General features: G+C 63.6%; 20 protein-coding genes. 11 read left to right on the forward strand and 9 right to left on the reverse strand.

Annotation, left to right across the window (positions count from 1 at the left end; all coding sequences use genetic code 11):
• Window positions 1–49: 49 nt before the first annotated feature.
• Window positions 50–550, reverse strand: coding sequence for a DUF3124 domain-containing protein (locus JQ631_RS01490; RefSeq protein ID WP_212323351.1), 501 nt, complete (start codon window positions 548–550; stop codon window positions 50–52).
• Window positions 551–641: 91 nt separating this feature from the next.
• On the opposite strand from JQ631_RS01490, the gene JQ631_RS01495 reads away from it, so the two are divergent.
• The 4 genes from JQ631_RS01495 to JQ631_RS01510 all read left to right on the forward strand — a co-directional run bounded on the left by JQ631_RS01495 (window position 642) and on the right by JQ631_RS01510 (window position 6,092).
• Window positions 642–2,372 carry a cation:proton antiporter gene (locus JQ631_RS01495; RefSeq protein WP_212323356.1) on the forward strand — a complete coding sequence of 577 codons (1,731 nt, stop codon included), beginning with the start codon at window positions 642–644 and terminating at the stop codon, window positions 2,370–2,372.
• Window positions 2,373–2,576: 204 nt separating this feature from the next.
• A complete protein-coding gene (gene ribB, locus JQ631_RS01500) occupies window positions 2,577–3,653 on the forward strand; it encodes a 3,4-dihydroxy-2-butanone-4-phosphate synthase (RefSeq protein WP_212323358.1) in 1,077 nt (358 codons plus the stop codon).
• 158 nt (window positions 3,654–3,811) lie between these two features.
• Window positions 3,812–5,026 carry an acyl-CoA dehydrogenase gene (locus JQ631_RS01505; RefSeq protein WP_212323360.1) on the forward strand — a complete coding sequence of 405 codons (1,215 nt, stop codon included), beginning with the start codon at window positions 3,812–3,814 and terminating at the stop codon, window positions 5,024–5,026.
• A gap of 148 nt (window positions 5,027–5,174) precedes the next feature.
• Complete coding sequence (locus tag JQ631_RS01510; protein ID WP_212323361.1) at window positions 5,175–6,092, forward strand: MBL fold metallo-hydrolase; 918 nt, start codon at window positions 5,175–5,177, stop codon at window positions 6,090–6,092.
• Between the two features lie 115 nt (window positions 6,093–6,207).
• On the opposite strand, the gene JQ631_RS01515 is transcribed toward JQ631_RS01510, so the two are convergent.
• Window positions 6,208–7,062: a DUF1499 domain-containing protein gene (locus JQ631_RS01515; RefSeq protein ID WP_212323362.1), complete on the reverse strand. Its 855-nt coding sequence runs from the start codon at window positions 7,060–7,062 to the stop codon at window positions 6,208–6,210.
• Window positions 7,063–7,302: 240 nt separating this feature from the next.
• Between JQ631_RS01515 and JQ631_RS01520 the strand changes: the two genes are divergently transcribed.
• Window positions 7,303–8,460, forward strand: a complete 1,158-nt coding sequence (locus JQ631_RS01520) for an HTTM domain-containing protein (RefSeq protein WP_212323365.1) — start codon at window positions 7,303–7,305, stop codon at window positions 8,458–8,460.
• 93 nt (window positions 8,461–8,553) lie between these two features.
• Here the strand turns inward: JQ631_RS01520 and JQ631_RS01525 are convergent, their stop codons facing one another.
• Complete coding sequence (locus JQ631_RS01525) at window positions 8,554–9,741, reverse strand: ABC transporter substrate-binding protein (protein ID WP_433995513.1); 1,188 nt, start codon at window positions 9,739–9,741, stop codon at window positions 8,554–8,556.
• A 171-nt stretch (window positions 9,742–9,912) separates the two neighbouring features.
• On the reverse strand, window positions 9,913–11,541 hold the full coding sequence (locus tag JQ631_RS01530; protein WP_212323367.1) for a fatty-acid--CoA ligase: 1,629 nt from the start codon (window positions 11,539–11,541) through the stop codon (window positions 9,913–9,915).
• 65 nt (window positions 11,542–11,606) lie between these two features.
• Here JQ631_RS01530 and JQ631_RS01535 point away from each other — a divergent pair, with 65 nt between their 5' ends.
• The gene (locus tag JQ631_RS01535; protein WP_212323368.1) at window positions 11,607–12,701 is read left to right on the forward strand and encodes an extensin family protein; all 1,095 of its coding nucleotides are present in this window, start codon (window positions 11,607–11,609) and stop codon (window positions 12,699–12,701) included.
• A gap of 36 nt (window positions 12,702–12,737) precedes the next feature.
• Here the strand turns inward: JQ631_RS01535 and JQ631_RS01540 are convergent, their stop codons facing one another.
• Window positions 12,738–13,421: a L,D-transpeptidase gene (locus tag JQ631_RS01540; RefSeq protein WP_212323371.1), complete on the reverse strand. Its 684-nt coding sequence runs from the start codon at window positions 13,419–13,421 to the stop codon at window positions 12,738–12,740.
• 338 nt (window positions 13,422–13,759) lie between these two features.
• On the opposite strand from JQ631_RS01540, the gene JQ631_RS01545 reads away from it, so the two are divergent.
• Together JQ631_RS01545 and JQ631_RS01550 are read left to right on the forward strand one after the other, a co-directional pair.
• On the forward strand, window positions 13,760–14,737 hold the full coding sequence (locus tag JQ631_RS01545; protein WP_212323372.1) for a magnesium transporter CorA family protein: 978 nt from the start codon (window positions 13,760–13,762) through the stop codon (window positions 14,735–14,737).
• A gap of 206 nt (window positions 14,738–14,943) precedes the next feature.
• Complete coding sequence (locus tag JQ631_RS01550; RefSeq protein ID WP_212323379.1) at window positions 14,944–15,180, forward strand: hypothetical protein; 237 nt, start codon at window positions 14,944–14,946, stop codon at window positions 15,178–15,180.
• A gap of 105 nt (window positions 15,181–15,285) precedes the next feature.
• Here JQ631_RS01550 and JQ631_RS01555 read toward each other — a convergent pair whose 3' ends face one another.
• Both JQ631_RS01555 and pdxH read right to left on the reverse strand, forming a co-directional pair.
• Window positions 15,286–16,038, reverse strand: coding sequence for an SDR family NAD(P)-dependent oxidoreductase (locus JQ631_RS01555; RefSeq protein WP_212323381.1), 753 nt, complete (start codon window positions 16,036–16,038; stop codon window positions 15,286–15,288).
• Between the two features lie 39 nt (window positions 16,039–16,077).
• Window positions 16,078–16,719, reverse strand: a complete 642-nt coding sequence (pdxH, locus tag JQ631_RS01560) for a pyridoxamine 5'-phosphate oxidase (RefSeq protein ID WP_212323382.1) — start codon at window positions 16,717–16,719, stop codon at window positions 16,078–16,080.
• Window positions 16,720–16,838: 119 nt separating this feature from the next.
• Here pdxH and JQ631_RS01565 point away from each other — a divergent pair, with 119 nt between their 5' ends.
• Complete coding sequence (locus JQ631_RS01565; protein ID WP_349644995.1) at window positions 16,839–17,240, forward strand: RT0821/Lpp0805 family surface protein; 402 nt, start codon at window positions 16,839–16,841, stop codon at window positions 17,238–17,240.
• Window positions 17,241–17,353: 113 nt separating this feature from the next.
• Window positions 17,354–18,319 carry a DnaJ C-terminal domain-containing protein gene (locus tag JQ631_RS01570; protein ID WP_212323384.1) on the forward strand — a complete coding sequence of 322 codons (966 nt, stop codon included), beginning with the start codon at window positions 17,354–17,356 and terminating at the stop codon, window positions 18,317–18,319.
• A 393-nt stretch (window positions 18,320–18,712) separates the two neighbouring features.
• On the opposite strand, the gene JQ631_RS01575 is transcribed toward JQ631_RS01570, so the two are convergent.
• Entirely contained in the window at window positions 18,713–19,483 is a 771-nt protein-coding gene (locus JQ631_RS01575; protein ID WP_212323388.1) for an anti-sigma factor family protein, read from the reverse strand.
• A gap of 102 nt (window positions 19,484–19,585) precedes the next feature.
• Entirely contained in the window at window positions 19,586–20,074 is a 489-nt protein-coding gene (locus JQ631_RS01580) for a sigma-70 family RNA polymerase sigma factor (protein ID WP_128953175.1), read from the reverse strand.
• A 171-nt stretch (window positions 20,075–20,245) separates the two neighbouring features.
• Here JQ631_RS01580 and fabI point away from each other — a divergent pair, with 171 nt between their 5' ends.
• On the forward strand, window positions 20,246–21,067 hold the full coding sequence (fabI, locus tag JQ631_RS01585) for an enoyl-ACP reductase FabI (RefSeq protein ID WP_212323390.1): 822 nt from the start codon (window positions 20,246–20,248) through the stop codon (window positions 21,065–21,067).
• Window positions 21,068–21,076: the final 9 nt, after the last annotated feature.

A 21,076-nucleotide genomic window follows, 5' to 3' on the forward strand; every position in this document is an offset into this window, starting at 1 on the left:
GCATGGGGTTGTTTTCGGCTTTTTCAATCTGCGGACGCTTCGACCTGCTTTACTTCTTGCCGGCCGTCCTGGTCGGACGACCCTGGCTGATGAAAGCGTAGTGCGCATTGGCGACGCCGCCAACCATCAGGGCCTCGACCACCGGCTCGGCGATTTCGCCCGTGGCCGCCCAATCGACGATGAAGTTGGCCCCGGTCCCGCCGCGCACGTCGTCGGTCGGAATGAAGATCGAGACGGTGGCGAGCGGCTTCACGGCGACCGGCGCCTTCAGATAGCTCTCGACCTGCTTGCCGGCGGTGTCGAAATAGGCGATGCGCCGGACCACCAGCGGCTGCGTCTCGGAGGCATTGTGGACGCTCAGCGTCACCGAAAAATCGACCCGCAGCCTGCCCTGGCTCATCGCGACGCTGGAATAGGCCGGCACGTAGAAGCCGCCGGAAACGGCGAGTTCCTCCTTCGGCATCGCGGTGAGCGAATCGGCGAAGGTCTGTTCGAGGTTCACCTTGGGCTGGGCGGCCGCAGTCCCGGCGGCGAAGAGGCATAGCAGCATTGCAATGGCGAGACCGGTCAGCCTGTGACGAATTGCTCGCTTGCCGCGCTGCAGTCGGTCTCTAGGGTGCGGCAAAACGGACCCATCTGGCATGCACGAGCTCATTCGCGACATTTCTCTCTGTATTCTGTTTGCCTGGATGCTGGGCCTGCTCGCCCATTTTTCCCGGCAACCGCTGATCCTGGCCTACCTTATCGCCGGCTTCTGCATAGGTCCATTCGGCGCCGGTTGGGTCAAATCGCAGGAATCGATCAGCGTCATCTCCGAACTCGGCCTGATCTTCATGCTGTTCATGATCGGGCTCGAGATCGACCTGAAGAAGATCGTGCGGGCGGGCAAGGTGATCCTGTTCGCAGCCGGCGGCCAGCTTATCGGCGGCTGCCTGCTCGGCATCCTGTTCTTTGCAGGGCTGGGCTTGTCGCTCGGCGGCGGCCATTTCGACGCCCTCTATCTCTGCATCGCCTGCGCGCTGTCCTCGACCGTCATCATCGTCAAGGTGCTCTACGAGAAGCGCGAGCTCGACACTCTACCTGGCCGCATCACGCTCGGCGTGCTGGTACTTCAGGACATCTTCGCCATCCTGTTCCTGGCGGTGCAGCCAAGCCTTGCGAACCTGCAAGTCGGCGTCATCCTGCTGTCGATCGGTCGCGTCGCGGTGCTCGTCACAGCCGCGCTGCTGATCAGCCGCTACGTGCTGCCGCGCCTGTTCCACCAGATCGCCCGCCGTCCGGAGTTGATCCTGCTCGGGGCTCTCGCCTGGTGCTTCCTCGTCGCCGAGACCGCCGAGCAGCTTTCGCTTTCGCGCGAGATGGGCGCCCTGATCGCCGGCGTCTCGCTCTCGACGTTTCCCTACGCGCTCGACGTCACGGCCAAGGTTACGACTCTCCGCGACTTCTTCATCACGCTGTTCTTCGTCGCGCTGGGCATGACCATTCCGGTCCCGGGCGTGTCGGTGATCGGGCTGGCCCTGATGATTGCCGCGTTCACGGTGGTGAGCCGCCTCGTCACCACCTTCACGCCGCTCTATCTGATGAAGCAGGGCCTGCGCGCGAGTCTGCTGCCTGCGATCAATCTGGCGCAGATCTCCGAGTTCTCGCTGGTGGTGATCCAGACCGGCGTCGCGGACAATCACATCGCGCCGGAGACGGCGAATGCGGCTTCGTTCGCCTTCGTCGTGCTGGCGGTCCTCTCGACCTTCGTCATGACCCGCAGCGACGAGATCACCCGCTGGGCCATCGGCCCGCTCAAGCGGCTTGGCCTGCGCGATCTCGACCATGGCAACGGCCATGCTGATGAGGGGCACGGGGGTGGCCATGGCGAGGCGCGCCGCATCGTCATCCTCGGCTTTTTCCGTGCGGCGAGCGCACTGCTGGCAGAAATCGAACGGCAGGCGCCGGTGCTGCTGGAGCAGATCACGGTGATCGACTTCAACCCCAATGTGTACCAGACCCTGCTTTCGCGCGGTCTGCACGTGGTCTATGGCGACATCAGCAGCGCCGACACGCTGCTCCATGCCGGGATCGGCAAATCCGAGATGATCATCCTCAGCGTGCCGGATGCGCTGTTGAAGGGCGCGAGCAACGAGAAGCTGGTCCGCCACGTCCGCACCCTCAACCCAAATGCCCTGATCGTCGCCACGGCCGATCTCCTCTCCGATGTCGGCGAGCTCTACGCGGCCGGCGCCAGCTACGTCACCGTGACCCGGCTCAGCGACGCCCATGAATTGTTTACGGTGATCGAGGCCGCCCAGGCCGGCCTGCTGGCTGACAAGCGCACCGAGCTCGACCAGCGGCTCGACGAGCGGCGCGAAGTGTTGCCCTGAGGGCGGTACGGCCGTCTTCCGCCCGGGCCTTGCGCGCCTATATCGCTGGTATCTTCGGTGCAAGCCTGAAAGCCTGCCTCGAAAGCAGCCTCCGGGCATATGCGGTTGCATCCAGGACACTAGCGCTTGGGTTCAAGTCCGGCTAAGGCGATCCCGGCCAAGGCGTCCGTGAGCCTACGGCCCATAACCAATAGAGATTGGGAAATGCCCGATACCGTTCAGGAAGTTTTGCAGGCCTTTGCCCGGGGCGAGCTCGTCGTCGTGACCGATGACGATGATCGCGAGGGTGAGGGCGATCTGATCGTTGCCGCCTCATTCTGCACGGCGGAAAAGATGGCCTTCATCATCCGCCACACCTCCGGCATTGTCTGCGCGCCTATCACCACCGAGGACGCGCGCCGGCTGCGGCTCGATCCGATGGTCGCCCACAACGATTCCGCCCACACCACCGCCTTCACGGTCTCGATCGACTACAAGCCCGATGGCGGCACCGGTATCTCGGCCGAAGAGCGCGCCTCCTGCTGCCGCGCGCTGTCCAATCCCAATGCCGGCGCCAACGACTTCGCCCGGCCCGGCCACATCTTCCCGCTGATCGCCAAGGATGGCGGCGTGCTGCTGCGCTCCGGCCACACCGAGGCCGCGGTCGATCTCTGCAAGCTCTCCGGCCTGCCGCCGGTCGGCGTCATCAGCGAGCTGATGAACGACGACGGCAGCGTGATGAAGGGCGAGCAGGTCGCCCGCTTCGCCGCCCAGCACAGGCTGAAGCACGTCACCATCGCCGACATGATCGCCTATCGCCAGGCGCGCGAAAAGCTGATCGAGCGCGTCTCGACCTTCACGACCGAAAGCCCGATCGGGCCGCTTCAGGGCTATGCCTACCGCTCGCCGTTCGATTCCATCGCCCACGTCGCGTTCGTCTACAACGGCGTCGGCGACGGCAAGAACGTGCTGACGCGCTTCCACAAGCCGAACATCGTCAAGGACACCTTTACCGGCCACAAGCGCATGGCGGCCGTGCTCGAGCAGTTCAAGAAGTCCGGGCGCGGTGTGCTGGTTTATTTGCGCGATGGCGCGGCCGGCGTTCCGGTGTCGCCGCTGCCGGAAGAGACGCAGACCGAGGCCGACCGCAACCGCCAGTGGCGCGAGGTCGGTGTCGGAGCGCAGATCCTGCGCGATCTCGGCGTCACTTCGATCCGCCATCTCACCTCGTCGGTGCACGACTACAAGGGCCTGTCGGGCTTCGGCATCGAGATCGTCGCCAACGAACAGCTCGAAAGCTAGCGCTGTCATTCCGGGGGCGCGCTCGCGTGCTCCGGGGTGCGCGAGGCGCATCCCCGGGATTCACGCAGACCCGATCATCTGCAACGCAATTGCACTTGTTGCCGCGGCGCTTTAATTTGTCGGGCAAATTTTGACGGAACCAGACGAAAGGACGTTTCATGAGCGTGCGCCCTCAGACCAAGGACAAGCCGGCTGCGGCTTCCTTCCAGTGGGACGATCCGTTCCTGCTCGACGAGCAGCTGACCGAAGACGAGCGCATGGTGCGCGACACCGCCCGCGCCTACGCCCAGGACAAGCTGCTGCCGCGCGTCACCAAGGCCTATCTCGAAGAGAAGACCGACCGCGAGATCTTCAACGAGATGGGCGAGCTCGGCCTGATCGGCATCACGCTGCCTGAGGAATATGGCTGCGCCAACGCCAGCTACGTCGCCTATGGCCTCGTCGCGCGCGAGATCGAGCGGGTGGATTCAGGCTATCGCTCGATGAACTCGGTGCAGTCCTCGCTGGTGATGTATCCGATCTACGCCTACGGCGACGAGAACCAGCGCAAGAAGTATCTGCCGAAGCTCGCCAGCGGCGAGTGGGTCGGCTGCTTCGGCCTGACCGAGCCCGACGCCGGCTCCGACCCGGCCGGCATGAAGACCCGCGCCGAGAAGGTCTCCGACGGTTATCGCCTGACCGGCAGCAAGATGTGGATCTCGAACGCGCCGATCGCCGATGTGTTCGTGATCTGGGCCAAGTCGGCCGAGCACGACAACCAGATCCGCGGCTTCGTGCTGGAGAAAGGCATGAAGGGTCTCTCCGCACCGAAGATCGGCAGCAAGCTCTCGCTTCGCGCCTCCATCACCGGTGAGGTCGTGATGGACGGCGTCGTGGTCCCCGAAAGCGCGCTGCTGCCTAACGTCTCCGGCCTCAAGGGCCCGTTCGGCTGCCTCAACCGCGCCCGCTACGGCATCTCCTGGGGCGCGCTCGGCGCCGCCGAGGACTGCATGCATCGCGCCCGCCAGTACACGCTCGACCGCAAGCAGTTCGGCAAGCCGCTCGCCGCGACCCAGCTGGTGCAGAAGAAGCTCGCCGATATGGAAACCGAGATCGCGCTCGGTCTGCAGGGTTCGTTGCGCGTCGGCCGCCTGATGGACGAGGGCAAGTTCGCCCCCGAGATGATCTCGATCATGAAGCGCAACAATTGCGGCAAGGCGCTCGACATCGCCCGCGTCGCCCGCGACATGCATGGTGGCAACGGCATCTCGGCCGAGTACCACGTGATGCGACACGTCCATAACCTCGAGACGGTCAACACCTACGAGGGCACCCACGATGTGCACGCCCTGATCCTGGGCCGCGCGATCACGGGCATTCAGGCGTTTTTCTGAGCAAGCCGCCCGAGCGTGGGATGCGACTGAACCTTCAAATTGCGTCATGGCCGGCCTTGTGCCGGCCATCCACGTCTTAGACCACGCGAAGAACGTGGATGCCCGGCACAAGGCCGGGCACGACGAAGCCAGCAAGGTATGAGCAGCCATGTCCGACAACGACGACGTCCCGTTCAACCGCAACTTTCCGCTCAAAGCAGGCGTCGTCGAGGAAGTCCGCCCCGGCGTGCGCCGGGTGCTCTGCAACAATCCGAGCCCGTTCACCTTCACCGGCACCGTTAGCTACATCGTCGGCACCGGCAACGTCGCGATCATCGATCCTGGTCCGGACGATGAGGCTCATGCGGCCGCGCTGCTCGACGCCGTGCGCGGCGAGACCGTGAGCCATATCTTCGTCACCCACACGCATCGCGATCACTCGCCCAACACGCCCCGGATCAAGCAGGCGACCGGCGCGCCTGTTTATGCCGAGGGTCCGCACCGCGCCTCGCGTCCGCGCTTCGAGAGCGAGAAGCACAATCCGGAATCTGGCGCCGATCGCGACTTCTTGCCCGATATCAGGATCGCCCATGGTGACATCGTCGAAGGCGCCGGCTGGCGGCTGGAAGCCGTGGCGACGCCCGGCCACACCGCCAATCACCTTGCCTTCGCCTGGCCCGAGCGGAAGTTCAATTTCGTCGGCGACCACGTGATGGGATGGTCGACCTCGATCGTGGCGCCGCCCGACGGCTCGATGATCGATTACATGGAATCGCTCGACCGGCTCGCTGCGCGCGAGGAGGATCTCTATTTCTCCGGCCACGGCCCGGAGATCCCGGAAGGCCAGCGCTTTGTGCGTTTCCTGATCCGGCACCGCAAGGCGCGCGAAGCCTCGATCCTGCACCGTCTCGCCAAGGGCGAGACTGACATCCCGACCATGGTCCGCGCGATCTATATCGGCATCGATCCCCGGCTGATGACGGCCGCCGGCTATTCCGTGTTGGCGCATCTGGAAGACCTCGTCGCGCGCGGCGTTGTCGCGACGAACGGCGATCCCGTGATCGGCGGGACCTACCGGATGGCCTAGCGGTCATTCCGGGGCGCCGCGGAGCGGCGAGCCCGGAATCCATTCATCCGCTCATTCTGCGGCTCGATGGATTCCGGGTTCGGTCCTACGGACCGTCCCGGAATGACCGGGAGAGCTATTTCTTCACCGTCTTCGCGGGCGCCTTCGGTGGCGTCACCGGGGTCTTCTTCACCGGCTTCAGCGCATCGGCATCGGCCGCGGTGTTGAGATCGTCGATGAATTTCGTCACGCGCGCGGCGTTGCTGCCGAGGTCGCTGTCGAAATAGCGCGAGGCCGAGCGGATATCGACGCGGGAATCGTCACCGTCTGGCACGACCCTGATCGAGATGTCCTCGCGAAAGCCCATGATCGGCGTGCGCGCCACCGCCTCGATGCGGCCCATGCGGCGCGGCGGCTGCGGCTCGCGTTCGTCGATGACAGTCCATTTGCGCTTGATGACGAGCTGGCGCGCGATCGCATAGGCGCGGTCGACGGGAATCTCGAGTTCGATCGGCTCGATATCAGGATAGAACTGGCGCTGCTGCTCGGCCGAGTAGAGACCGGCATAAACGGCGGTGTTGGTGCCGTCCCCGGTGCGCAGGCGCGACAGCGCGTCGAAGCGCGGCGGGTCGATCGGATCGGTGGTGATGTCGTAGATATGAGGCAGCTTGCGATACAGCAGGGCCTGATAGGCTGGATACGCGAGAATAGCTCCGTCGATCAGGAACGCGAGCAGGATGCGCGCCATGCCGCGCGAGCCGTTCTGCCAGATCGCGGCAAAGCCGGCGAGGCCGAACAGGATGGACAGTCCAGCGATCGCAAGCCCGCCGAAGAAGGTGGCCAGCGCCGGCTTCATCTCCAGGAAGTCGAAACGGACGATGATGACCGACACCACCACCGCCACCACCGCGAACACGGCCAGATTGCGCGCCCAGGTCGCGAGGCCGGACACGGGCTCCGACTGATAGGGAGCGGAAAACCTGCGGGCCATGCTGTTCCATCACCGATGTGAGTCGCCGGGCGAGGCCACGGGCGACGGGAGCAAGCTGACCTAGCGCATTTCCCGCAGGGCTGTGAAGCGATTTATCCCCTGTTCTGGACCGGTGAAAGACGGGCCATGGCGATCGAACCAACGCCCCGCGACGAGCCACATAGATTTATAGGGTGGTTCGCGGGAGGGGCCATGGGGAGGCTGGGGCTATCGAAGCAAGGCAACGCGGAGGTTTGCGGCTTGGCTCTGCCGCGGCGCCTGTTTCTGCTGCGGCTGACGATCCTCGTCGCATTTTGCATCGGGTTGGCGATGTCCCCGGGGCTATGGATGGGGCCACGGTCCTATCCACAGGTGCCGGTCTGGTCGCTGCTGCCGCCGATCGAGGGTGTCGTGGCGGTGACACTCTATGGCGTGCTGTTCGTGCTGGCGGGGCTTGCCGTGATCGCCCCTCGCGCTCGCTGGCCGATCGCGGGCTTCCTCGTCGTCATTGTCGTGTTCTGTCTTGCCGACCAGACGCGGTGGCAGCCGTGGGTGTTTCAGTACAGCTTCCTGCTGGCGGTCGTCGGCGTCGCCGACGGCAGCAGCGTGGCGCCGGTCGATGATCTCCAGACGCTGAACCTGGCCCGTCTGGTCATCGTCTTCACCTACGTCTTCTCTGGACTCCAGAAGATCAACCTCAACTTCATGGAGAACGAGTTTTCCTGGATCATCACGCCGGTGACCAGCCTGGTTCCGACGATGGCCACGCCGCTTGATGCCCTCGGCTTTTTAGTCCCCTTCGTTCAGGTGGCGTTCGGCGTCGGTCTTCTGACCCGGCGTTTCCGTCGCGTTTCGCTCGCCGTTGCAGTCGGCATGCACGTCTTCATTCTGGCCATGTTCGGTCCCCTGGGATTGAACTGGAACGACATCGTCTGGCCATGGACCGCGGCCATGGCGGTGTTCGACGTGCTGCTGTTTTCAAGCCCCGACGACTTCACCTGGCGCGACATCGTCTGGAACGTGCGGGACCTTCGCCATGGCGCGACCGTGGCGCTGTTCGTGGTCCTGCCAGCCCTGAGCTTCTTCAATCTCTGGGATTCCTATCTGTCGTCGGCGCTCTATTCCGGCAATCTCACCGAAGCGCAGATCTATCTCAGCGACCTCGGCGCGGCTTCGACGCCGGGCAACATCCGCCCGTATTTGGTCCACACCTCGGAGAATACCAACGTGCTCAATCTCCAGCGCTGGGCGATCGAGGATCTCAACGTGACGCCCTATGCGGAAACACGCGTTTTCAAGACCATTGCCGGCGATCTGTGCCACGCCTTGCGTGACCGCAACCAGCTCGTGCTCGTGGTCAAGGAGCAGCGTCTGTTCTTCAGCCGCCCGGAGGTCGGCTTTCGCTGCGCGCAATTATGAGCGGCCCGAAAACAAATGCGGCCCTCGAGGGGCCGCATTGGAGAGGCGCGCCACAGGTGCGCCTCTCACGTCGCTCGTGATCTTTGAGAGGCGTTAGTGCGTGACCAGCGGGCAGGCCGAGTCCGACAGCTTGCCGAATGCCTCTTCGCCGGACATGGTCTGCACCAGCTTGTAGTAGTCCCAAGGCTGCTTGGATTCGTCGGGCTTCTTCACCTGCATGATGTACATCTCGTGCTCCATCAGCCCGTCGGCGCGGATCTTGCCGTTGCTGGTGAACATGTCGTCGATCTTCATCTTCTTGAGCTCGGCCATCACCTTGTCGGAATTGGTGGTTCCGGCAGCCTTGACCGCGTTGAGGTAGGTCATCGTGGCCGAATAGTAGCCGGCCTGGTTCATGGTGGGCTCGCGCTTGGTCTTCTCATAGTAGCGCTTCGAGAAGGCGCGCGTCTTGTCGTTGAGATCCCAGTACCATCCGGTCGTCAGATAGAGCCCCTGTGCGGTCTTGAGCCCGAGACTGTGGATGTCGCTGATGAAGGCGAGCAACGCGGCCGGCTTCATCGTCTTGCCGATGCCGAACTCGTCGGCGGACTTGATCGAGTTGGTGAAATCGTTGCCGGCATTGGCGAGGCCCAGCACCTGCGCACCCGAGTTTTGGGCCTGAAGCAGATAGCTGGAGAAGTCGGAGGTCGAGAGCGGTACGCGCACCGCGCCGACCACCTTGCCGCCATTGGCTTCGACGACCTTGGAGGCGGATTCCTGCAACTGCGTGCCGAAGGCATAGTCTGCCGTCAGGAAGAACCAGGTCTTGCCACCCTGCTTCACCATGGTCTTGGCGGTACCGTTGCCGAGCGACGTGGTGTCGTAGACGTAGTGCACGGTGTAGGGCGTGCAGTCCTTGCCGGTCAGTGATGCACCGGCGGCGCCGATCGCGATGAAGGGGATTTTCTTCTCCTTGGCAACATTGCTCATCGCCAGGCTGACGCCGGTGTTCGAGCCGCCGAGGATCATGGTGACGCCATCGCGGTCAGCCCATTCGCGGAATTTCTGCGCGCCGAGATCAGGCTTGTTCTGATGGTCCGAAACCATGAACTCGATCTTGTTGCCGAGGACGCTGCCGCCAAAATCTTCGATCGCCATCTTGGCCGCCTCGACGCCGCCGGGGCCGATCACGTCGGCGTAGAGACCCGACATATCGTCGATATCGCCGATCACGACCTTGTTATCAGCTGCCTGTGCGGCGGTGATGGTTGCCATCGACGCGGCCAGCAGCCACGGCAGCATTCGCAGCGAAGTCAATTTCATCTTGAGCGTTCCTCTTATTGGCTTGAAGTGCGGCGCGACGTTAGGGAGCCGCCGGGGCGGCTCCAATTCGTCTTTGGTCGCGTAACCGCAAACAAAAAAAGGCCCCTGCGCCGGCAGGGGCCGCATTCGATCTTGGCCGTTCGGTGGGCGTTAGGCCGCCGCGTTCGGGAAGCGATATTCCTTGAACTGATCGCGCAGTGCAGTCTTCAGGATCTTGCCGGTCGCGGTATGCGGGATGCCGTCGACGAAGGCGACATCGTCCGGCATCCACCACTTGGCGATCTTGCCGTCCATGTACTTCAGGATGTCTTCGCGCGTGGCCTGCTGGCCCTGCTTGAGCTGCACGATCAGCAGCGGCCGTTCATCCCATTTGGGGTGGAACACGCCGATCACGGCGGCCTCCGCCACGGCCGGATGGCCGACTGCGAGGTTTTCGAGGTCGATCGAGGAGATCCACTCGCCGCCGGACTTGATCACGTCCTTGGAGCGATCGGTGATCCGCATATAACCGCCCTCGTCGATGGTCGCGACGTCACCGGTGTCGAAGAAGCCGTCCTCATCGAGGATGTTGGCGTCGAGACGGAAATAGGCCTTGGCCACTGCGGGACCGGAGACCTTGAGACGGCCAAAGGTCTTGCCGTCCCAGGGCAGTTCCTTGCCGGCGTCGTCGGTGATCTTCATTTCGACCGCGAAGGGCGCGTAACCCTGCATCTGGAGAACGTCGAGCCGCGCATCGCCGGTCGCGTCCTGGAACGGAGGCTTCAGCGCCGAGACGCTGCCGATCGGGCTCATCTCGGTCATGCCCCAGGCGTGGCGGACATTCGAGCCCATGTCGAGGAAGGCCTTGATCATGGAGCGCGGCATCGCCGAGCCGCCGCAGATCACCATCTTCAGGTGTGGCAGCTTCAGATTGTTGGCGGTCATGTGCTGGAGCAGCATCAGCCACACCGTCGGCACGCCTGCAGTGTGCGTCACGTTTTCGGTGGAGAGCAACTCGTAGACTGAAGCACCGTCGAGCTTGGGGCCGGGCATCACCAGCTTGGTGCCCTGCGAGGGTGCGGAGAAGGCGATGCCCCAGCTGTTGGCATGGAACAGCGGAACCACCGGCAGCATTGTCTCCGAGGCGCTGGTGCCGAGCGCGTCGACATTGTTGGCCATCAGCGCGTGCAGCACGTTGGAACGATGCGAATACAGCACACCCTTCGGATCGCCGGTCGTGCCCGACGTGTAGCACATTGCGGCCGCCGTGTTCTCGTCAAAGTCCTTCCATTTGAATTTGCCGTCGGCCTCGGCGATCCAGTCCTCGTAGGCCACGACGTTCTTCAACGTGGTCTCGGGCATATGCGCCTTGTCGGTGAGGATGACGTACCGTTCGACGCTCGGCAGCTTGTCGGCGAGCTTCTCCAGCACGGGGACGAAGGTGAGATCGACCATCACGATGCGGTCCTGCGCATGGTTGATGATCCAGGCGATCTGCTCCGGGAAAAGCCGGGGATTGACGGTATGGCAGATGGCGCCGATGCCCATGATGCCGTACCAGACTTCGAGATGGCGCCAGGTGTTCCAGGCGATCGTGGCGATGCGGTCACCGAGCTTGATGCCGTCGCGCTCCAGCATCTGCGAAACCTTGAGCGCGCGCTGGTGGATTTCGGCGTAAGTGGTGCGATGGATCGGTCCCTCGACCGATCGCGTGACAACCTCCTGATTGCCGTGGATCTTGGCGGCGTGTTCGATGATCCGGTGGCAGAGCAGGGGCCAATCTTGCATCAAACCGAGCATTCAGACGTTCCTCCGAGAAGTCGCTGGGCGCATTATCGCTCTCAGCTCAGGGCCAAAGAATTGTCATGAGTTTTAGCCTGCCGGACTTTCGCCGCAAATGGTCTTGTCGCGGCAATATGTCCGCTGGCGCGGCAATGGTTACCGCTGTGGTAGGGCTGGCGCTTGTGCTCGCGGATCGGGCGGAGGCAAGAAATCATGCTGCGCCGCTCGATATCTTTGGTTTTGGTACGCCACGACCGCGCAAGAGCGTTCACGCCACCAAGATACCGCTACCAAAGCCTCGCCCCGAGGGGGCTCCGAAGGCGGACGCGGCTGCACCGGAGGCCGACGACAAGGCCTCTGCGGATAAGCCCGCCAACAAGCCGGCCGAGGCTGCGCCGCCTCCCGAGAAGCAACTCTCGGCCTGCCGGCTTGCGCTGACCGAGGAGATCGCGGTTGCGCCGTCCATTCCCGATATCCGCGGCCCCGGCGCGTGCGGTGGTGTGGATCTGGTGCGGCTGGAAGCGATCGTGCTGCCGGACAAGCGCAAGGTTGCGGTCAAGCCAGCGGCGATCCTTCGCTGCACCATGGCGACTGCGATCGCGGATTGGGTGCGCACCGACATGGTGCCGCTGGCCGCGAGCCTCGGCTCGACCATCACCGATCTCGACAATTTCGACAGCTTCGAGTGCCGCGGCCGCAACCGTGTTGTGGGCGCGATGCTGTCCGAGCACGGCAAGGCCAATGCGCTCGACGTCCGCTCGCTCAAGCTCGCCAACGGGCAGTCGATCGGATTGACCGACCGCACCCTATCCCGCGACGTACGCGAGCGCGTGTTGCATTCGGTCTGCTCGCGCTTTTCCACCGTGCTCGGCCCGGGCTCGGACTGGTACCACGAGGACCACATCCATCTCGATCTCGCGCAGCGGCGCAACGACTACCGGATCTGCCAATGGAACGTCTGGGACCCCTTGCCCCAAATTGCTCCCCTGCTGCCGGCCGAGCGTCCCGAGGAGGCGCCGCCACGTGAGGTCGCGGCCAAGTCAGAGGGCGCCAAGGATGGCGCTAAGGATGGTGGCAAGGAGCAGGCTGACGATCAGGAAAGCGCGAAACCTGCCGCACCGGCGGACAAATCCACGGCCGATACGGGCAGGAGCAAGCCAACAAAAAAGCGCCGGTGAGACCGGCGCTTTTCAAAAGCCTCAAGCAAGGCCCGCTCAGTAGGCGCTGGTATTGCCGCCGCCGCCCTGGAGCGCGAGGCGCGAATTGTAGGGCGAGTCGCCGTGCTTCGGCTCGAGCACCACGACGATGGTGCCGACCTTGACGCGGCTGTAGAGGTCGATTGCGTCCTCGTTGGTCAGGCGGATGCAGCCCGACGAGATCGAAGCGCCGATATATTCAGGCTGGTTGGTGCCGTGAATGCGGAACAGCGTGTCCTTGCCGCCCGAATAGAGATACATCGCGCGCGAGCCCATCGGATTGTCCGGACCGGGCGCCACGTAGGTCGGCACGCCAAGGCGCGAAATCTCGCCCGGGGTCGGGTGCCAGGCCGGCCACTCGGTCATGCTGCCGACCTTGGCAATGCCGGACCAGGCCATGGCCTCTTCGCCGACGGTGATGCCGTAGCGGATCGCCTTGCCGCCATCCATCACGTAGTAGAGGTAGTGATTGTCGGAATCGACCACGATCGAGCCCGGCGATTCCTTGCGGTGATAGTCGACGATGGCGCGACGGAACGGCTCGGCCACCGGTGTATTTTCGTACCGGATCTTGGCAAGGAGTTCCTTGTCCTTCGGCTTGAAATTCTGGGTGTTGGTGGCTTCGTAATGCGTGGCCTGCATGCAGCCCGACAGCATGAAGCCGGCAGCCAACACTCCCAACATAACTTTCAGCGACGACATGGTTTGGTTCCAATCAAAACAATACCGCGCAGGTCCTGAGCGTAGCACCCACGGCCTTCGACTCCGTTGCTTTCATTATCGTTGAAATCTGCCACAATTCCAGCGTTTAGGGGCTTATCCCGCGCTGCGAGACCCAACCTGTGGCTTTTTTGCCGCAAGTTTTGTGTCCCTAGGCCGGCTTTCTGGCGCGAAAAGCACAGCTGTCGATTTCATGACACGGTTGAGACACGCCGCCGCCACAAATGCAAACCTTCCGTTAATGTGGTTGTCATCATGAACTTGTCAGAATCGCGCTAAGGGCTGTCATTCTGTCGCAGGCCCTTCCCCCGGAGCTGTTCATGTTTTCTGTGTTCGTTCCCTCCGACTCCTCCCTGAAGAAGGCCGTCGTCGACGATCTCGAGGCGGTGCCCGACCACGCCGTGTGGGTTGATCTGGTCAACCCGACCGCGGCCGAGGACAAGGCGGTAGAGCGCCTGCTGGGGATCGCGATCCCGACCCGGGAGGACATGCAGGAGATCGAGATCTCCAGCCGTCTCTATATCGAGAACAGCGCGCGTTACATGACCGCGACGCTGATGTGCCAATCCGACACCGACATGCCGCGGACCACGGCCGTGACCTTCATCCTCGGCGACCACCGGCTGGTGACGGTGCGCTACGACCAGCCGAAGCCGTTCGCCCTGGTCGAGGCCAAGCTGGCCCGGGCCTGCGCCCCCGCGATAACCGGCGAAATGGTGCTGATGGAACTCCTGGACGCCGTGATCGACCGTTGCGCCGACATTCTGGAACGCTGCGGCATGGAGATCGACCAGGTCTCGCACGACATCTTCGAGCCCGAGAGCGAGCGCCACGGCCACGCCAAGCAATATTCGCAAATCCTGATCTCGATCGGCCGCAAGGGCGATTTGACCTCCAAGGTTCGCGAGAGCCTGGTGTCGATCGGTCGCGTCGTCACGTTCCTGTCGGCGGTGGTCGAGGGCGTGAAATGGTCCAAGGACATGCGCGAACAGCTCAAGACCATGCAGCGCGACGTCGCCTCGCTGACCGACCACGCCTCCTATCTTTCCAGCAAGATCACCTTCGTGCTCGACGCCATGCTCGGCGTCGTCAATCTCGAGCAGAACAACATCATCAAGCTGTTTTCGGTCATGGCCGTTGTCCTGATGCCGCCGACGCTGATCGCCTCGATCTACGGCATGAACTTCAAGTCGATGCCGGAGCTCGAATGGACGCATGGCTATCCGTTCGCGCTGGTACTGATGGTGATCGCGGCGATCGTGCCGTACTGGATCTTCAAGTGGAAGAAGTGGCTCTGAGCTTGCGGCGCTTCCGAAAATAGTGACCGAGACCTTACGCCGGTTGCACAGACAAGGCCGATGGTGTCGCAGAATAGATCGTCATTGCGGCTGCGCCGTGATGTGTGTGCCGTGCCCCAATTCCTCCGGTAAAATTTGAGCGGTGGGCTGAACGTTTGCGCGAAACTTGTCTGCGATAAGCAACGGGTTAGCCGCGAGGAACAACCATGGTTGAAAAACACATAACGACGCCCCGCAACGTCATCGACCTGACGAGCTATCGTCAGAGCATGGCGAGCGGCAAGGCGCCGTCGTTGTCGGCGCGCATGTGCCGGCACTGTGGTGCTCCGCTGCTCGATGGCGAGAACGACGACGACTGCTCGACTGCTTTCAACGCAGCCGCAGCTCCAAATGCTGCAACGTTGAGGCTGCGCGAACGGTCGCGTCGAATTCGCCTGGATTGAGGAGCGGAAGGAAGGGCGGGCGATCCAGTCTTGCGGCGGCGTTGTCTGGATCGCCTTGCTTTCCGCCTTCCGCGGCAAATCCCCTCGACCTATGCGTCACCACGCCTAGACGTGCTGGCCGCCATTGATGTGGATCTCGGCGCCATTGACGTAGGACGAGGTGTCCGTGCACAGCACGTAGATGATCTTGGCGACCTCGTCCGGCGTGCCGAGGCGGTGCATCGGAATCTGCTGATCGACGATCTTTTCGGTGCCCGGCGACAGGATCGAGGTGTCGATCTCGCCCGGCGCGATCGCGTTGACGCGCACGCCCACACGGCCGAAGTCCGACGCCATCTCGCGCGTCAGCGATGCAAGCGCGGCTTTCGAGGTCGCATACGCCGCGCCTGCGAAGGGATGCACGCGCGAGCCTGCGATCGAGGTGACGTTCACGACCGAGCCCTTGGCCGCCTTCAATTCCTCGATCAATCCGCGCGCGATCATGATCGGCGCGAAGAAGTTGACGTGGAAGACGTGGGTCCAGGTGTCGAGGTCGGTATCGACCGAGCCGAGGCGGGAGCCGCCCGGGCCCTTCGGCGAGATCGCGGCGTTGTTCACCAGCGCGTGCAGCATGCCGCCCTCCAGGCGGTTGCGGATGTCGGAGATCGCCCGCGCGGTGTCCTGGGGATCGCCGAGGTCGACCTGGATGTGATCCTCGGGACCTGCGTCCCACGGGCAATCCTCGGGGAAGGGATGCCGCGAGCAGGTGATGACGCGCCAGCCCGCCGACGAGAAGCGGATCACCGTGGCGTGGCCGATGCCGCGGCTTGCTCCGGTCAGGAGCAGCGTGCGGCGCGGCGCATTGGACGAATGCGGCATGGACATCTTTCAGGTCGGCCCAAGGATCGAGAGAAGGCTCTAGGGATACATCCGCGTCTTGGACCATGGCTGGCCGGCCGCGTCACGGCGAAATTCGATGCGATCGTGCAGACGGAATGGGCGGTCGTGCCAGAACTCGATGCGCTCAGGCGTGATGCGCCAGCCGCTCCAGCCCGGCGGCCGCGGCACCTCGCCGATGATGTGCTTGGCCGCGACCTTGGCGATGGCCTGCTCGAACGCGAAGCGGCTCTCCAGCTCTTGCGACTGCTTGCTGGCCCAGGCACCGATCTGCGCCTGCTTTGGTCGCGTCGCGAAATAGGCGTCGGCTTCGGCATCGGTCACCGGCGTCACGTTGCCGCGGATGCGGACCTGACGGCGCAGCGACTTCCAGTGAAAGAGTAAAGCCGCCTTAGGATTTGCGGCGAGTTCGCGGCCCTTTTGGCTTGCGATGTGGCTGTAGAAGACAAAACCCTCGGTATCGAAGCCTTTCATCAGCACCATGCGCACGTCGGGCAGGCCGTCCTGATCGACGGTCGCGAGCGCCATGGCGTTCGGATCGTTCGGTTCGCTCTTGATCGCCTCGTTGAGCCATGCCTCGAACAGCGCAAATGGCTCGTCGGCGGCCGTGAAATCACCGGATGTTAAGGGTGTCTGGTGTTTCATCGAGGTCGTGTCGGTCATGTCTGGAGTCCGAATTGCGTCCCGCGGCCCAAAGCGCGCTGTTGTCTGCTACGGCCCTATATAGGGCATGGGGACGCGTTGGCCTATCGGCGATGCGGGCGTCGGGCTTCGTCGTGACGATGATTTTGATCGGGCTCGGCGCCGGCGGTTGCAGCCTGTCCCGCACCGACACCAACGCCTATGCCAAGGCCGACGACAGTGATCTCACTGGATCGATCGCGCGGCCGGCGAAGGACGCGCCGCCGACCGAGACCGATCTCGCCTTCGCCCGCAATGCCGCCTCCGACGTGCTGAGCAAGGGTGACAAGGACGCCAGTCAGCACTGGGAGAATCCGGAAACCGGCGCCCGCGGCTCGGTGACACCGATCGCGCAATCCTATGCTGCCGAGGATGGCCGCAAGTGCCGCGACTTCCTGGCGAGCTATGTCAACGGCACCACCGAAAGCTGGCTCCAGGGCGCCGGCTGCCAAAGCAGCCGTGGCCGTTGGGAGATTCATACGCTAAAGCCGTGGCGGAGCTAGGATTCGGCTCGACTGACTAGTTGCAAAAATGCCACTCGCTCCCCACATGAGGCTCAGGTGGGGGCGAGCTGGCCCCTTTAGACATTTCGATTTCCCAAGAGGAGACGTGACGGATGCGCGACCCCTATGAGGTCTTGGGGGTGCCGCGGAGCGCGAACGCTGCCGCGATCAAGAGCGCCTATCGCAAGCTGGCCAAGAAGCATCATCCCGACAGCAACAAGGATGATCCGAAGGCGGCCGAGCGCTTCTCCGAGATCAATTCGGCCAACGAGATCATCGGCGACGAGGACAAGCGCAAGCAGTTCGATCGCGGCGAGATCGATGCCGACGGCAAGCCGCGCTTTCAGGGCTTTCCGGGGGGCGGCGGGCCGCGCGGTCGCGCAGGTCCCGGCGGGTTCGAGAGCTACAATTTCCGTGGTGGCGGCGCGGGTCCTGGTCAGGGCGGCGGCGCGTTCGAGGACATCCTCAACAGCATGTTCGGCGGCGGGATGCGCGGTGCGCGGCCCGGGGCCGGCGGGGGTGCCCAGTTCGAATTCGACACTGGTGGGATCGGGCTCGATCTCGACGTCAACGTCGCCATGTCCGTCTCGCTGGAGGAATCGGTCAAGGGTAGCGAGAAGCGCGTCCGTTTGCCGAACGGCAAGGAACTCAACGTCAAGATTCCGGCCGGCGTCATCGAGGGCCAGCAGATCCGGCTGCGTGGGCAGGGCGAAACCGCGCAGGGCCATCCGCCCGGCGATCTCCTGATCACCATCAGCATCGCGCCGCATCCGTTCTTCAAGATCGAGGGGGCGGATCTGCGGATCGAGCTGCCGGTCACGCTGTACGAGGCGGTGCTCGGGGCCAAGGTCCGCGTGCCCACGCTCGGCAATGCCGTGGAGCTGTCGGTCCCGAAAAACACCTCCAGCGGTCGGACCTTCCGCCTCAAAGGCAAGGGCTTGCCGAAATCCGGCGGAACCGGGGATCTCTTCGTCACCATCAGGATTATGCTACCGGACGGGAACGACGCCGAGCTTGAAGCATTGATGGTGAAGTGGCGGGACCAACACCCCTACAATCCACGTAGCGGGCTTGGCTGACGCATGATCCGGAAAAAGTGTTCCGAAAAGATCATGCACAAACAGTAGGCTAAAGCGCGAGCCATCGCGCTTTAGGGCGAGATTGGAACTAAAGGGGTTCTCCTAAAGGCCTAGCGCATCTCCCAACGGATGATGCTCATCATACACGCGGAGCGTGGTAGCGCTTCGACGCTCGACGTGTCGGATGTCCGGCGGGGCAGCCGATAAAAAGGTGCGGCCTCGAGAGGGGGACCAGCGCGGTACCAAAAACCCCAATCGAGGCCGCCCGCGTCGATCGGCGGATCGAACGCCACTCATAATCGCGTGAACACCCGGTGCGATAATGAGACGCACACATGTCTTGATTCCAAATTTTCGATGACGGAATCGAGGCACGGCGTCTTGCGCGGTTGTCTAGCCGCCGTTTTTCTCGGCTTGGTCGTACACGGCCTGCGCCACCCTGGTCAGGCGATCGCGGTCGGCGCCGCCCGTGACGACATAGCCGACGCCACGATCGGCCCAGAACAGTGATCCGTTCTTGTCCTCCTTGGCGTAGCGCATCTGGGTGGCCCCGCTCCCGGTCTTGGCGGTGTAGATCGTGAAGCGCTCGCCCGAGGGGCCCTCATACATCAGGAACGACGCCGGGCCGCTCGGCCCCGGCAGCAGCCGGCCGCCGACGAGCTTCAGCCCGCTCGCCTCAAGGTTCGGTGCGAACACGGTCCAGCCGCAGCGCTTGGTGAGCCAGGCCTGAAGATGGTCACGCTCGTTGCCGGGCACCTCGACGGGGTGGCGGACCTCCACGACGTAGAGGCGGTGGGCGTCGAGCGCATCCTCCGTGAAGCTCTGGAAGGTCGACGGAGCGGCCTTTGCCCCATGCGCCACCCAGCCGGCCGTGCCGCCGGCGACGAAAGCGATCAGCACGGCCGCAGCAGCGCCATAGAACCACTGCCGCGGACGGCGCTCGAGCCGTTCGAGCTCCAGCCGGGCCGGTACCGGCTCGTGGGCGACGCCGTCGTAACGGGCGTGCAGCATCTCGGCCATGGTGCGCCATGAGTGCACGCGCTCGGCATCCTCGGGGTGGGCGCCAAGCCAGGCCTCGACATCGGCGCGGCGCTCGGCCGGCAGCTCGCCGTCGACATAGGCGTGAAGTTCGTCCTCGGTCACTGGAATATTGCGGTCGTTCATATCGATCGTCTCTGGCTCTGCGGCCTAAAAAATCTGACGCGGTTCAACTGCACTGCTTCTCTTTCCATGCAATGCGCCACGCGCGGTGCATCAATCCTGCCATCATTTCACCCGCCTGAGCGCGGGGCGCTCGCCCTCCAGCGATGCTTTAACGTGCGCGCGGGCGCGCGCCAGGCGGGACATCACGGTACCGATCGGCACGCCCTGGATGTCGGCGACCTCGCGGTAGCTCATGCCCTCCAGCATCACCAACAGCAGCACCGAGCGTTGCTCCTCGACCAGCGTCGAGAGTGCCCGCTCGATGTCGCGCCCTTCGGCCTCCGTTCCGCTGGCATCCGGATTGTTCTCCGTCAGCTGCATGAATTGCGGCCGTCTAGCCAGCGAGCGCCGGCGGTTCTTGTTGAGGTTGGTCAGGATCGTGTAGAGCCAGCTCCTGACGTCGCCTCCGAGAAACAATCGTTCCGAACGCAATGCACGCACCAGCGTGTCCTGCACCAGATCGTCGGCCGCATCCGCGTCGCGCGTCAGCGCGCGGGCGTAGCGGCGCAACGCGGGGATCATGGCTTCTACACTCTGGCGAAACGCACTCATGCCGTCTTTGATGTCCTGCCGTTCGGCGCGAGCGCCTATAACGATCATAACACCCGAATGGAACGGCTATTCCGGTGCTGGAAACAGCGTTAACGCAGCGTATTAGGACTGTACCGCAGGAAAGCGCTAGTGTACCTCCAGATCTTAACGAGAGCTACAGGACGTTAGCAAATGGCGCAGAATTCAGGTCTGATGCAGGGCAAGCGCGGGGTCATCCTCGGCGTTGCCAACAACCGCTCGATCGCCTGGGGCATCGCCAAGGCATGCCAGGCCGCCGGCGCCGAGATCGCGCTCACCTACCAGGGCGACGCGCTGAAGAAGCGCGTCGAGCCGCTCGCCGCCGAACTCGGCGCACTCATGCTCGGCCATTGCGACGTCACCGACGCCGCGACGATCGATGCGGTCTTCGACGTGCTGAAGGAGAAGTGGGGCAAGATCGATTTCGTCGTGCACGCGATCGCGTTCGCCGACAAGGATCAGCTCGAGGGCCGTTACGTCGACACCACCGCGGACAATTTCTCCAAGTCGATGCTGATCTCCTGCTATTCGCTGACTGCGGTCGCGCAGCGCGCCGAGAAGCTGATGACCGACGGCGGTTCGATCGTCACGCTCAGCTATTACGGCTCCGAGAAGTGGATGCCGAATTACAACGTCATGGGTGTCGCCAAGGCGGCGCTGGAGGCGAGCGTGCGCTATCTGGCCGCCGATCTCGGCGAGAAGGCGATCCGCGTCAACGCGATCTCCGCGGGGCCGATCAAGACGCTGGCATTCGCCGGCATTGCCGATTCACGCCTTCTGCTGAAATACAACGAGGTCAACGCGCCGCTGCGCCGTAACGTGACGATCGAGGAGGTGGGCGACAGCGCGCTGTATTTCCTCTCCGACCTCGCGCGTGGCGTCACCGGCGAAGTGCATCACGTCGATGCCGGCTACCACGTGCTCGGCATGAAGCGCCCCGACGCCCCTGATGTCTCGATCGGCGGCAAGGACTAATCTTCACCC

The sequence above is a fragment of the Bradyrhizobium manausense genome (genome assembly GCF_018131105.1).
GTDB classification, from domain to species: Bacteria; Pseudomonadota; Alphaproteobacteria; order Rhizobiales; family Xanthobacteraceae; genus Bradyrhizobium; species Bradyrhizobium manausense_B.

Coding starts and splice junctions, on each gene's coding strand:
- JQ631_RS01495 (WP_212323356.1), top strand. CDS start 642: ATGCACGAGCTCATTCGCGACATTTCTCTCTGTATTCTGTTTGCCTGG.
- JQ631_RS01565 (WP_349644995.1), top strand. CDS start 16,839: ATGATTTTGATCGGGCTCGGCGCCGGCGGTTGCAGCCTGTCCCGCACC.
- JQ631_RS01540 (WP_212323371.1), bottom strand. CDS start 13,421: ATGTCGTCGCTGAAAGTTATGTTGGGAGTGTTGGCTGCCGGCTTCATG.
- JQ631_RS01570 (WP_212323384.1), top strand. CDS start 17,354: ATGCGCGACCCCTATGAGGTCTTGGGGGTGCCGCGGAGCGCGAACGCT.
- JQ631_RS01550 (WP_212323379.1), top strand. CDS start 14,944: ATGGTTGAAAAACACATAACGACGCCCCGCAACGTCATCGACCTGACG.
- JQ631_RS01545 (WP_212323372.1), top strand. CDS start 13,760: ATGTTTTCTGTGTTCGTTCCCTCCGACTCCTCCCTGAAGAAGGCCGTC.
- JQ631_RS01580 (WP_128953175.1), bottom strand. CDS start 20,074: ATGAGTGCGTTTCGCCAGAGTGTAGAAGCCATGATCCCCGCGTTGCGC.
- ribB (WP_212323358.1), top strand. CDS start 2,577: ATGCCCGATACCGTTCAGGAAGTTTTGCAGGCCTTTGCCCGGGGCGAG.
- JQ631_RS01555 (WP_212323381.1), bottom strand. CDS start 16,038: ATGCCGCATTCGTCCAATGCGCCGCGCCGCACGCTGCTCCTGACCGGA.
- JQ631_RS01515 (WP_212323362.1), bottom strand. CDS start 7,062: ATGGCCCGCAGGTTTTCCGCTCCCTATCAGTCGGAGCCCGTGTCCGGC.
- JQ631_RS01490 (WP_212323351.1), bottom strand. CDS start 550: ATGCTGCTATGCCTCTTCGCCGCCGGGACTGCGGCCGCCCAGCCCAAG.
- pdxH (WP_212323382.1), bottom strand. CDS start 16,719: ATGACCGACACGACCTCGATGAAACACCAGACACCCTTAACATCCGGT.
- JQ631_RS01505 (WP_212323360.1), top strand. CDS start 3,812: ATGAGCGTGCGCCCTCAGACCAAGGACAAGCCGGCTGCGGCTTCCTTC.
- JQ631_RS01535 (WP_212323368.1), top strand. CDS start 11,607: ATGAGTTTTAGCCTGCCGGACTTTCGCCGCAAATGGTCTTGTCGCGGC.
- JQ631_RS01575 (WP_212323388.1), bottom strand. CDS start 19,483: ATGAACGACCGCAATATTCCAGTGACCGAGGACGAACTTCACGCCTAT.
- JQ631_RS01510 (WP_212323361.1), top strand. CDS start 5,175: ATGTCCGACAACGACGACGTCCCGTTCAACCGCAACTTTCCGCTCAAA.
- JQ631_RS01525 (WP_433995513.1), bottom strand. CDS start 9,741: ATGCTGCCGTGGCTGCTGGCCGCGTCGATGGCAACCATCACCGCCGCA.
- fabI (WP_212323390.1), top strand. CDS start 20,246: ATGGCGCAGAATTCAGGTCTGATGCAGGGCAAGCGCGGGGTCATCCTC.
- JQ631_RS01530 (WP_212323367.1), bottom strand. CDS start 11,541: ATGCTCGGTTTGATGCAAGATTGGCCCCTGCTCTGCCACCGGATCATC.